Annotated in this window: 6 protein-coding genes and 1 pseudogene; 3 read left to right on the top strand and 4 right to left on the bottom strand. The window is 41.0% G+C overall.

The genetic code is table 11. The features are described 5' to 3' along the window. The first annotated feature begins 210 nt into the window (after window positions 1–210). The 3 genes from AC58P7_RS10565 to AC58P7_RS10555 are packed head-to-tail and all read left to right on the top strand — an operon-like array spanning window position 211 to window position 2,601. A complete protein-coding gene (locus AC58P7_RS10565; protein ID WP_497342491.1) occupies window positions 211–1,527 on the top strand; it encodes an FtsK/SpoIIIE domain-containing protein in 1,317 nt (438 codons plus the stop codon). Continuing rightward, window positions 1,460–2,068, top strand: a complete 609-nt coding sequence (locus AC58P7_RS10560) for a replication-relaxation family protein (protein WP_497342489.1) — start codon at window positions 1,460–1,462, stop codon at window positions 2,066–2,068. Before AC58P7_RS10565 ends, AC58P7_RS10560 begins: the two co-directional genes overlap by 68 nt. Window positions 2,069–2,079: 11 nt before the next feature. Continuing rightward, window positions 2,080–2,601, top strand: coding sequence for a hypothetical protein (locus AC58P7_RS10555; protein ID WP_497342487.1), 522 nt, complete (start codon window positions 2,080–2,082; stop codon window positions 2,599–2,601). Window positions 2,602–2,998: 397 nt separating this feature from the next. On the opposite strand, the gene AC58P7_RS10550 is transcribed toward AC58P7_RS10555, so the two are convergent. The 4 genes and pseudogenes from AC58P7_RS10550 to AC58P7_RS10535 form a co-directional block, all read right to left on the bottom strand. Beyond that, a complete protein-coding gene (locus AC58P7_RS10550) occupies window positions 2,999–3,700 on the bottom strand; it encodes a hypothetical protein (protein WP_497342486.1) in 702 nt (233 codons plus the stop codon). A gap of 684 nt (window positions 3,701–4,384) precedes the next feature. Next, window positions 4,385–4,495, bottom strand: a pseudogene (locus AC58P7_RS10545) (RHS repeat-associated core domain-containing protein); the annotation flags it as partial. A 259-nt stretch (window positions 4,496–4,754) separates the two neighbouring features. Next, window positions 4,755–5,141, bottom strand: a complete 387-nt coding sequence (locus AC58P7_RS10540) for a hypothetical protein (protein WP_497342485.1) — start codon at window positions 5,139–5,141, stop codon at window positions 4,755–4,757. After that, window positions 5,131–12,975: a S8 family serine peptidase gene (locus tag AC58P7_RS10535; RefSeq protein WP_497342483.1), complete on the bottom strand. Its 7,845-nt coding sequence runs from the start codon at window positions 12,973–12,975 to the stop codon at window positions 5,131–5,133. The genes AC58P7_RS10540 and AC58P7_RS10535 overlap by 11 nt, the downstream gene beginning before the upstream one ends. Between the last annotated feature and the right edge of the window lie 4 nt (window positions 12,976–12,979).

The following is a 12,979-nucleotide window of genomic DNA, read 5'->3' as shown; positions in this document are numbered from 1 at the left end:
GGATAGGTAACACAGACGGAATCTTCCGCACCACATGCCATTTCATCCTTCCGAACACACTACCAAACATCCCCTCCGTTCGGACTTCCGCTATGGCAATGTCCGAGGAATATGCCAATCTTCATATTATCGTTATCATTCAAGCGGTTCGGAAGATTCCTCATCACAGGAACTATCCTACGGATACAAAACAAAGGAGGTGGCGTAATTGTGATTTTAGAATTAGCGACAACTTCAATCATGGCGGGAGTTTTTGGATTTACGATTTTAGACAAACACGCAGCTTCAGAAGCGAAGAAAATACAACGCATTGCGACCAACTGTGGACTAAGTGTGAGGGAAGACGGCAAGCTTACGACGGTTCATTTGCTGCGTAAAACCCGCCATAAATGGGGAACTGAATACGTGTACCGATTACCTCTCGGTCTTTCATTTGAGGAAGTCCAAAAGAAGCAACGGACCATCGAGGATGGATTGAATCAAAAGCAAGGCTTGTTGGATTTAAGATTTAATGACCTGAAAAAAATTCAATGGAAACACGACTTGCTTGAGCAAATCAAAAATATGATGACCGATAAGAAGCGCAGGAAGGAAATCTTAATGAATTACGACGGAGCGCTGCAGATCCGAGTGTACAAAGATCCTATGCCTGAGTTGATACCATTCACAGAACACACCTTACAATCATGCAGAGGGTGGACAGTCAGCTTAGGCGAGTCCCGAGAAGTCGCGGTATACCATGACTTCGAATTGATTCCACACATGGTCGTGGCTGGTACTACTAGATACGGAAAATCTGTGTTCCTAAAGAATACGGTGACTACGCTTATACACAATCATCCCGAGCATATTAGACTTACTCTGATTGATTTAAAAGGCGGTCTTGCCTTCAATCGGTTCTCTAATGTCCGTCAAGTTCTTACGGTTGCCAAAGACGCCGTAGAAGCATTAAAAGCGCTAAAGGACATTTATAAAGAAATTAAATGGCAACAAGCTGAATTTCTATCCAAAGGCTTTGAGGATGTTCGTGAGGCGAGTCATAAGTATCGTCACTTTATTGTGATCGATGAAGCTGCGGAAATTGCCAGCCAGGGCGAGCCACTCAAAGAGATTAAGTTAATCAAATCAGAGTGTGAGAAAATCATTGCTGAAATCGCGCGGATCGGTGGAGGTCTCGGTTATCGGCTCATCTTTGCCACCCAATACCCAACAGCTGACACACTGCCAAGACAGGTCAAACAAAACTGTGATGCAAGGCTTTGCTTCAAGTTGCAAACGGACACTGCCAGCCAAGTAGTCTTAGATGAGTCTGGTGCTGAGAAACTTCCCTTGGTCAAAGGGCGCGCCATATATCAGACGGATCGCAAGTATATCGTTCAGACCCCTTACATCGAGAATCAGTTTATAGATCGCATCATAAGGCCCTATATCACGATTAAAGCACGGAAGGAGGAGTACTATGAGGCAGGTGCAGCAAAACAAACTCCTGAGGGAAGAGGCCATACTCTCATCATTGAAGAAGCTTGATTATTTAAGTCGTGGGCAAATACAGCGACTACATGATCTTGGAGGGGACAGAAATGCCCGCCGCGTTTTAAGTAACATGAGTGAGTATATAGCAAGCTTTCGTAGCGATACAGGTGAAAGCATCTTCTATTTAAATAAAACAGGAAGAGAGCGTGTCGGTTCCGAAATCGTCCGTCAGAAGTTATCCCAAGTTAACCATTATCTGATGAGAAACGATTACTATATTCGATTCAAACCGGATGATTGGAAAAACGAAATGAAACTGAGCGTAAAGGATGTTGTTACGGTTATACCTGATTCTTACTTTCTGCTCCGAATGAGGCGACATTTTTTAGAGGTAGATCACCTTCAACACATGGTAAAGAACCGGGATAAGATCGAGAAATACAAGAAGTTGAAATCGACCTCGGCAGTTCAAGATAAGTTGAAATACTTCCCTAAACTTGTATGGGTCACAATGACGGAAAGCCGAAAGAAACAATTACTCGAATGGTGTGAAGGCCTTGAAACGGTAGTATACACATGGGATGAAATCAAATAGGAGGAACTCAAATGCAAATTACTGTCGGAGCGAAGTGTTGGGATGGCACGCGGAGTAAATCGTTATCTAACCTCATAAAAGTCGAAGGCCTCACGAAACATGTAGTGGAACGCGTAACATTTAAAGACAGATTACGGCGACTCAATGATCCCAAGCTTAAAGCACTTCTTGGTTACGCAATACCTATAGCATTCTTAGTAAACGGTCTATCCCCATACGGAATTACGCGAGCATTTGCTCAAACCGTCACAACTGCTGCCCCTTTCGTTTCCGAAACAGTTCCAGCTATGGCTGTAATGTCCGATGCGTTTAAGGGGAAAATTCTTCACGCTTTCGATCCACTCATTAACCTCATTCAATCATTATCTTATCCCATTTCAGGTGTCATGATCGCTGGTGGTTGTTTATTCATCATGGTAGGGAATCGAGAGAAAGGAATGCAAATGCTTCAAAATGCTGCTATTGGGTACATTTTAGTTCAGTTATCTCCAATGATTCTGGAATTATTGGTTGGCATTGGAGGTATCGTGTAATACATTATTCAAAGGAAAGCAAATGTTGCCGTACCAAACAGCCTCTAATGCCTCTTGTAGCCTATTGGCAGTTCATTCAAGTCAATCTCCCACCAAGCATCTGCCTCGCTACACAGCCATATAGAATCGCCCTCAAGTTCAAATAATGTGTTGAGCTAGGAAGCGGCATGAGCAGATATATGACTCCATTGGCTGCCGCCGCTCATACTCTCTAAGCGCTCATTTGCGTTGTTAGCGATACAGCGGCGGACAAAAATAAAGCCTTGCGAGTGTTAGTCGTAAGGTGGGGGAAGTTTACCCAATAATCACTAATTTCTTTATTGACTTGCAAACACCCATTTTTATCACATTCTAATTGTGTACCTCTGGGTCATCGTAGGACGGGTAGACATTATAACTATCTTTTAATTTCAAATTTTGCAAGATCTGTTACATCAGCTATGCCATTTAGAGACTGAAAGACAAAGCTTTTAGATAAACCATTCTTCTCATCTAAAAAATTAAGTGAAATTTGATCAAACGCATACGCTTTCGTTTTAATAAATTGTAGTACCTCATATATTTTTTTGTATTCATCTTGTGAACGTTCTTCTTCAAAATTCCGATGAATATTTATATGAATTATAGTATTCCTTTTTAGTTCTTGTTTAATATCTTGATAGCTAGGCATTTGATCATATGGAATATTGCTATATTTGTCTACAACAGAAATAGTGCTTCCAAAAACAAAGTATGCGGTTTCATTTTTTGAATAAATCCCCCTTACATAAGACCCTAATTCTCCATCTACCTCAAGTTTACATTTTGTTATTAAATAATCATCTCTTAAACCCTTATCATTCCATGACTCTGATATCTGAAATTTGAGATCTTTGTTGTTCTCAGGATGTGCAGTCAATGAAAATAATCCATTTTTAAAGCTGTAGTTAATATCTTCAACGATTATTGTCTTTGAGAATTTTTGTTCAATGTAACTCATTGCTTCTTTTTTAAATTTATACCTTTTTAAAGGCGATCCATCATTAACATAATAAATAACATAGGAAACTAGCAGTACACAAATACTTATAACAATTACGGCAAGTCTCTTATTTCTCATCTTGAACCCCCATTTCAATGTGAGAGACGGACTAAACAGCCCGCCTCATGCCTCAAAATTAAACATACTTTAATTTTGAGGTTCACTTAACAAAGATTGTAAATTGCTAATCGTAGCAGAATTTAAGAAACTTAGCCAAGAATTTTGAAGTTTAGATAGTTGGCTATTTAATTGAGATGTGTATTCGCTATTGGTAAATGCATTGTTATAAAATTCCTTTCGAAATTTTCCTTCGGCCGCATTTGGCAGAGTGACATATTTATCAGCCGTAGCAGTTAGAAAATCTGAAATTGGAGTACCATCATTTGTTTTTCCTTGTTTAAGAGCAATTAATTGTTGTTGCAGACAGTTATTATAGAGTAACCTATAACCAGTTGTATCTCCATTATTATCTTTCTCATCATAGGTATTTTTCAGATCATTCATATGGTCTAGTGATTTTGTGAAATCACCTTTTATATATGTGCTACTTGTATAACCATGCGTACTATTGTCATCTGCATTTGCATCTAGCCAAGAATTAAACTTAGATAATGAGGACATTGAGTCAGCATCCACTTTCATGCTTAGAACAGTTTTATCTCCCCAGTAAGTATAATACCAATCACCACTAGAATTTTGATAAATTGAAGAAGTATGACCAAAACCACTTGCCGCCCCATTTGCGGTGATAATTACTGCATCATGCCCAGTAGGGTCAGTATGCGTCAATGGGTTATTACCCACATACGTATACAAATTCAAACTCAGCGGATTGTTTTTATCCCCTTCATACGTATCCTCCCTAATAAATCTATCACTGTCAATCACTTCTCGTCATAATCATATGAGCAAGTTGCATATTGGCGATACATCGGCACTAAAAAGAAACCACAAGCAAGAGGTTAGTCTCGTTGTGGTTCTACAAAACTTATAATGCTAGAAAATTTCAACAGTGCCTCACTAATTTGTGCAACCGATGAGTCTTGAGTAGGTTCGTAGTGCTTGTATACATGGTATAGCTTATTAAGCATAGACTGTCTGTTGATTACCGAACCTTATGGTAAATTTAACATTAATGCTGTGGTATCCACTTTGCCAAATCTGCCCTTATTTGGACAATTCCAAACTTTTCAGTACGTTGATGCTTTGTTATGGTATGTGCATAGAATAATATCTTGTACTCCTTATCAGAAATCCGTACAACATCCGTTATTTGACCATTTAAAGGTAGTGTGTAAATATCAATTTCCATATTAAAGTATTCCACACCTTGGAATATAAATTTCCCTTTGACCATCTCAGCATCATCATCTTTGTACCAAGATTGTTCATAATTGTTTAGTTCGACTTCCAAGTGAACCTCATTTATGTCTTGGAAATAATTAATTGCTTCAAGACCACTGTCATGTAGACTATAGGTTTTAAAAAATCGGGTTAAATCCATCTCTTTAATTTCCATTATCCTCCTTTGGTGATATATGGGAATTTTTATCATTTTTATTAATTGCTCTTCCATCAGAATCTAAATATAAATCTTTATTACCATTCTCAGAAAATGGATTATAGATATGATAATGTGGTTTTCCCTCCCACCCTGTGGCTCCTTCTTCTGGATAGTCAAAGGCAATTTTAAGCATCATAGTCTCACTCCAAAATATTCTTCGTTTACTACCATTTGTAATGGCTCTCGGATCAGTTACATCTACGAAATCCCTATCTGCTAGTTCATAAGGATCCTTCGGTAAAGTCCTCACAAATGTACTATAGTCATCTAATGTTAACCCAATTCTCTCGAACGGCACTGAGGGAGATGTATTATTGTTAAAATATACATGTGACTCTTGCTGTTCAATTGGATCTTTTATAACACTAGGCTTTTGTACTTCAACTGGTTGCGTTAACGTTGTTCCATTGTCACTGTCTGGGATTTGAATCAATGGTTCTGGATTTACAATATTAATTGGTGTCACTTGAATACTAGGCCCATTTACTTGTATAGGTGTAACGTTGGTAAGACCTTGTTGAGCGGCATCAAGAATCATTTTAACTAATTTTGACCAAAAACCACCTTCTTCCCCACTATGACCAGTAGGATCAGAATATCTCAATGGATTATTCTCAACATACGTATACAAATTCAAACTCAGCGGATTATCAATCTGCCCTTCATACGTATCCTCAGTAATAAACCTTGCAATGTCAGCATCATAGTATCGAGCATTTAAATAATAGAGGCTGCTCTCGGAATCATATTGATATCCTGTATACCGATACGGGCTATCGATTGTTGTTGATGCCGTGGCAATATTACCATTTGCGTCATAATACTGCGTTGCCGATGCAATAGGGTTACCGAAAGCATCGTAATCATACGTCGATCTCATTTGTCCATTGGAACCAATTAGGGCGGTAACGTCCGCATGTCCATTATACATGACGTATACAGTTTCTGTCCCTGCCTTGCGAGTCAGGAGATTCGTTCCCTGTACGTTTCTTGCCTTCTGAATGGCCTTGCCGTCTAACTCAAGAATGACTTTATCCTTGTCATAGACATACTTGGTAGTTTGACCATTGACAGCCTTCTCAACCCGGTATCCATCAGCATTGTACTTGTACGTGGTGATTTGATTTCCGTTTGATGTCCGGCTCAATTGATTCCACAGGTCATATTCATATTTGGTTGTGCCCGCCACAATGTCTGCAATCTTCGAATTATTGGAAGTCTGCCCGAATATAAACATTCCGAAACTTGGCTCTACCGGATTTGCAGGATCCACTTTCTTTAATTTCTCCAGCGATTTGCCGATCATGTTGCCATTAAAGTCATAGCTATACTTCGTCGTATCCTTGGAACCATTCGTATAAGGTACGGATGTTGTAATGAGCCAGTTTTGCTCATTATAAGAGTACAAAGTCGTCGTTACATTCGAACCGCTAGTTACCTTCTCCGTTTCCCGATTTCCTGCTGTATCATACGTATACTCTGTCAACGTACCTGGCGGTTCAAGTACAGATTTCAACCGATTCCGACTGTCATATGTGAATGTGGTTGTACCTTTGGTGACTCCATGCATGACTTCATACTTGGACGTTTGATTTTGCGCTGCATCATAGGTATAACTATAGGAATCTAATAGTGTCGTGCCTTGATAGTTTTTCAAAGTCTTGAGCAACGTGTTCTTGTAATACGTATATACTTCTTTAGCGCCGTTAGGATAAGTTACGCTTGATGCACTGCCATTGTCATAATAGTCATATAAAGTCGAAGGGTCACTATCTGCTTTAACCTCCTTCAGACGATTGACTTTATCGAATATCTTAGTAGTGATATTGCCCTTAACATCTGTTATCACTTCAGCATGATATCCAGTGGTAAGTCCGCTTGTTTGATCAAACAGATGCGTTGTGGTACCCAAATTAGGTTCTGTGACAGAGGTGATACGGTTCAACTCATCGTAGGTTCGCCGCGTCGTTCCTGTACTGTCCTTCATGCTTAATTGGTTACCGTTATTGTCATACGTATACGTACGAATATCTTGCAGCGATGGAATGGCTGGATCCTTAGCTATCAATTCCGATAACTTTCTACCATGTACATCATACGTATAAACGGTCGTATTGCCGTTCCGATCTTTCTTCTTGGCCAGCAGTCCATTGGCATTATAGCTGCTGTTCTCTACCTTCTCATCTGCATACGTATAGCTGCCCGCATTGCCTGTACGTCCACCATCTTGAATTTTCTTCACGACCAAATTGCGAGCATTATATTCGTAGGTGGTCACTTGACCTTTAGCATCCGTCTTCGTTAGCATATTGCCGCCAATCGAATACGTATACGCTGTTTGTTCACCGTTAGCCAATGTCACTCGGACAAGTCGGTCGAACCCGTCATAGTCATACCAGGTCTCGTTCCCAAGTCCATCTACTTTAATTGAGATCAGATCTGCTTTGACGTAGTCCTGTTTGCTTACATTCCCTTCAGGGTCGATGGTCTGAATTTGACGGTTATTCTTGTCATATCCGTACTGAGTCACTTCATTTAAGGTGCTGTAAGACAATATCTGGGCATCACTCAAATTATAGACTAGCTTCTGAATCGACTTCTGATTGGCATCTTGCTTTTCAATCAAACGGTTGATAGGGTCATACACGTATACCGTCGTATTGTTCAGCCAATCGGTTTCTTTAATTTTATTACCGTTCTTATCGTACATGTATTTAGTAGATTGTACTGTCTTTACGCCATTTAGCAAGATCGAGATCTTCTTTTCGATCAACTTATTGTTCTTGTCATACACGTTCTCTGTCTTGTTCCCATTGCCGTCTATCTCAAATCGTTTGTTGCCGTTTCGGTCATACTGCGTGTAGAGGGTAGTGAAGTCGCTGCCGGAATGAGCTTGCTCTGTCTTGGAGAGAACATTCCCAAAGGAATCGTAAGTAAACAATGTATCTTTACCCGACGAATCTTTTTGCAGTTTGACATTTCCCTTTGCGTCATATTGATTGTGAATTCGGTATTCACCCATAGAGTCATCGCCAGGGGAGATAACCGTTCTAACTTTATCAAACGCGTTATTCTCATAGATGGTCTTATTGCCATTCCCATCTATCTCTGCGATCAATCTTCCGGATAAATCATACGTCTTCGTCTTTACAATCTGCTCCGGTGAGGCCATCGACGAGCTGACCGTCTCTGCGACGGCACTGCTGGCGTCATCATAACGCGTTCCTTTGACATGCCCTGCAGCATCAATCTCTGCCACTTTCCGGCCGGCACCGTCATATTCATACTTGATTGTGAATGTAGAATTGCGATCCTGTTCTACAGGCTCTGTCTTCATCACGACTCTACCTGTCATGTCATTCGTATACAAAATGCCATAACCGGACTCGATCTGATCATCAAGCGTCTTGCCGTAACCGGCTTTATAGCCCTCACCATTTAGCTCCTTGGTTACCTTACCGTTTGCATCATATTGATAAGCCTTTGTCACCTTTTCTAGCCAACTGCTTACCCAGGCGTAACTGGTAGGATCTACTGTTTTTTGCGTAAACTTATCGATTTTCGCTTTTACACGACCCATGGCATCATACACATATTCAATCCGGTTCAAGTCGGTAAGTTGCTTGGTCGAATCGTAGTTCAACGGAGAAACTTCAATGATTTCCCTATCGGCAACATCATAATCAAACGCGGTTACTCCGCCCATCGGGTCAGTCGTCTTGGTCAGCAACCCTTTGGCATTGTACTCAAAAGTTGTCGTGTTCCCATTCTTATCCGTAGAAGTGAGAGGTTTACCTAGCCAGTTCAGCGTCACAGACTCGGATATGACAATTTTATTACCAGCCTCATCTTGACCGACTCTGCTGGTCCCTGTCTTACGATTCAACACATCATAAGAATACGAAATGGTCGTTAGATCGGGAGTCGTTTCTTTAATCAGGTTGCCATTGCCGTCGTATTCATAAGCAGTCGTCAGGATCGTTGGACCCTGTTCATCCGTTTCATGCCCCTCCAAATCTCCTGCACGAACTGTGACCTTCTTGAAGAGTGGCTTGCCCACTTGATTATTCACATATTCCGTAGATTCCGACGATTGCTCTGTGACAAACCGCTCTTCACGGCTCACAAAACCGTCTTTATCGTATTGGAACTGTTCTTTCCGGTCCTTCCCGATCGTCTCCGACAACATATTCCCATTAGCATCATACGTATGCGTCTTAATAATAAGGCGATCGTCTACAGGCACAGAGAATAAAGGGACGTAATCTTTTCCTTGCTTCTCTTGAAGTTTTCTGCCGGCAGGACTATAAGTAATCCCCGAATACATGTAGGAGCCATTGTCCACTTGAACCCACTGATCCGTAACTCGTAGTAATCCATCGTACTTGTAATACGTCGTGCCTCCGACACCATTGGTTGTTAGTTTCAACGTAGAATTTGCAAAATAGGAACTGACGATTTTTGAGCCATCAGGATTAATTTGTTCAATTAATTTACCTGCATAGTTATATGTTTTTGTTGTAATAGCTGTATCTGTACTATTTAAGTATTTTGTTTCTGTTTCTTGTCTCTTTCCATCCGAAGTGATGGAATAAGCATGCTCCTTCATCAAGATTGGAGCTGCCGAGGCATTTGCCTTAAAGAACTCTCTTTTAACTCGCTTCATTGAGTCATATTCGTACACATATATTGAATTATTTGGTTTCGTTTCTGTTTGAACGTTGCCGAATAAGTCATACGTATACAAGGTGATGTTACCCATTTCATCTGTTTGCTTCTTGATCTTCCCGCTTGGATCATACTCTAGTCTGAGTCCCACATTGTTGTCTCGATAGATCTGTGAAACGTTCGTATCGTTCAATCCATCTTTAGCCGCTTGATATTGATTCGGAGAAATCTCTTGAATTTTATTCCCCATAACATCATACAAATCTCGTGTCGTTTCACCTTGATCCAAGATCCTTCTTACCACATTGCCATCCAAATCATAGGAATAGCTTGTCCCAAACCCCGATGGGGTCGTCGATCTCATAAGCCATCCAATTTCATTGTAAGAATAATAGGTGGAGTTACCCAAAGGATCAATCTTCTCCACTTTATTCCCTTGCTCATCATATTTATAGGTAGTTGTGTTCCCTTCAGAATCTGTTTCTGATTTCAGCAGAGCCTTAACCGTGGCTTTAAATTGAGCCGCTTCTGAATCCGAATAATACGAATAACTCTTAATGGCAAACTTAGAATTATCTGAAGTATCGGTATAAGCATCAGTACCATTCAATGGCTGAATCTTCTGGATCAGATTATTGAGCTGGTCGTCGTACTTGTAGTACGTCATATTTCCTAGCTCGTCTTGCTCTGACAACATATTGTTCTTGCTGTCGTACGTATAGACACGGGTACTGTTATCCGGATTGATAATCTTGGTGATATTACCGTTTATGTCCCACGTGTACTGAGTTTTATTCCCATAACGATCCGTAATTGAAGCTATTTCTCCGTACTTGTTCGTAATCCCGTACACTAAATTATACGTAACCGTCGTAATTTTGCCCTCAGGGTCTTGAGATGAGGTTGTATAATACTTACTGTCAAATTGCTTGATGATCGTTCTTCCAGCACTATCGGAAATCGTTGTCGACGAATAGTTGTACGTGTAAGAATCCGTCTTTCCGTACACATCGGTATGTTTGCTTACTCTCGACTGGCCATCGTATTCAAATTTCTCCAGAATGTTCTGGTTTCCGTCTTTGATTTTAACAATATTGCCTAACCCATTATACTCATAGGTTGCTAAGACATTACCATTAGGGTCCGTCACTTTAGATAAGCGGTTGCTGCCATCGTAATCATATTTCACCGTTCTACCCAAAGGATCACTAATGGTGCTCACAAAACCTTGGGAGTTGTAGCTTACAGCATAATCTCGCTTTGCCGTATCCGTAATTTTGGACACACGGCCTAGGGTATCAATGGTTAGTACAATAGCATTGCCATTCCGGTCCTTCATGGAACTAAGCCAACCATACTGGTTATATACATACACGCTCAGATCTTTGGTAGTCAAAGTGTATGTATTGTCTGCATTCATCACTAACGTACTGTGAGAATCATTGGCAGTGAACGTATTATTACTGTTTTTAGTAAATACGTGCGTCTCACCCTTAGGCATCTTGACGATCTTAGCGGCCGTTCCTGAAATGGTCGTATCTTTGATGCTACCTTCGAAATTTAACGTCCAGCCTTTACCTAATAAATGAGGGGTATTGTCTTTCGTGTTATAGGTACGACTTACCTCGAGCTTTAGCCCCGGTGAATCCACACTCAAATCGGTGGCCGAAGTTGAATAGTTACCGGAGGCGACATTCACCCCGGTTTCGCCATAATGAAGCTGCTCCAGCAGGTCGGCACTTACCGTCACATCTAACGTAGATACTTGGCTGTCCGTTCCCGCAGTATCGCTTCCCGTTGTGTTTGTATTTGCACTTGTATCACTCATAGAACTCGTCGCTACGGCATTTGTCAGGGACGATTCTACGTCGATAATACCGCCGGTCGCAATTACCCCGTTTAACTGTGTAACTCTTTTTACATTTTTTTTCACTCTTGTTGCCAGTTCTTGTGCAGAGAAATCGGGATGTTCCGTTTGTAATAACGCCGCGGCGCCTGTAACAAAAGCTGTTGCCATGGAAGTCCCGTCTTTACTATCGTAGCTATCACTTGGAACGGTGCTGAGGATCGAAGTTCCGGGTGCCGCAACATCCACCTTACTGCCGTAATTCGAGAACGGAGCCAAGTTCCCTTGGTTATCGACAGCCGCTACAGAAATAATATTTGAAAGACCGTAACTAGCCGGATAAGTTGGACTCACTGATGTGTCGTTGCCGTTATTTCCGCTTGCACATACAAAGAGAATGCCACTGTTTTCAATTTCATCCTTCAATGCAACATTAAAGTCACTGCCTCCAAAGCTGGCATTTATGATTTTAACACCCATTTTTTTAGCATATTCAATCGCTTCGATAGCATCCGAGGTGTATCCGACACCATTGCTTATAAACTTAAGAGGCAGGAGTGTAACTCCCGGTGCTACACCTCTAATCCCGATTTGATTGGCAGAAGCCGCAATAATCCCGGCAACATGAGTACCATGTGCATCTTCCGTACCGTCATATACTGTGCTATCATTGTGTACAAAATCCCAGCCTAGAACATCATCAATCAGTCCGTTACCATCATCATCAATTCCGTTTCCCGGGATTTCGTTTTTGTTAGTAAACACATTTTTCTTTAAATCTGCGTGACCCGTATCGATCCCTGAATCAAGCACGCCAACGACAACGGAAGGCGAACCTTCCGTTGTGTCCCAAACTTGTTGAACGTTGATAGCAGATAAACCCCATTGCTCCGTGAATCTAGCATCTTCTGGTAGGGAGCTTGCTGAAAGAGGAAGATTAGGCTGTACGTACTCAACATTACTACTCTTTTGGAGCTCACTGATTACACCGGAAAGATCATCCGAGCTTGAAATTTCCAGTACTTCTCTTGAGCCACCTTTTAATTTCTTTTTCACTTTCAACTTGCTGAGCTTCAACTTATCTTTGGCTTCAGACTTCACATTATCTGCTTTTGTGGCATCTTTATACTTAATAATAAATTCCACTTTTTCACGTGGGCTTGATGTTACCTTACTGACTGGGGCTGTATTAGCCGCGCTGACAGGAATTGTAGTAACCCCAAATATACTTAAGCTTAGTAGCATAGATAGGAAATATTTACTAGACCAGCTCATGGGC

The sequence above is a fragment of the Paenibacillus sp. J22FR5 genome (assembly GCF_059691975.1).
Note: the sequence above shows the minus strand (reverse complement) of the source record. Positions and strands in the feature narration are given on the sequence as shown.

Excerpts from the sequence above, each read along its gene's own strand:
- AC58P7_RS10560 (WP_497342489.1), top strand. The coding sequence starts at position 1,460 with ATGAGGCAGGTGCAGCAAAACAAACTCCTGAGGGAAGAGGCCATACTC.
- AC58P7_RS10555 (WP_497342487.1), top strand. The coding sequence starts at position 2,080 with ATGCAAATTACTGTCGGAGCGAAGTGTTGGGATGGCACGCGGAGTAAA.
- AC58P7_RS10550 (WP_497342486.1), bottom strand. The coding sequence starts at position 3,700 with ATGAGAAATAAGAGACTTGCCGTAATTGTTATAAGTATTTGTGTACTG.
- AC58P7_RS10540 (WP_497342485.1), bottom strand. The coding sequence starts at position 5,141 with ATGGAAATTAAAGAGATGGATTTAACCCGATTTTTTAAAACCTATAGT.
- AC58P7_RS10535 (WP_497342483.1), bottom strand. The coding sequence starts at position 12,975 with ATGAGCTGGTCTAGTAAATATTTCCTATCTATGCTACTAAGCTTAAGT.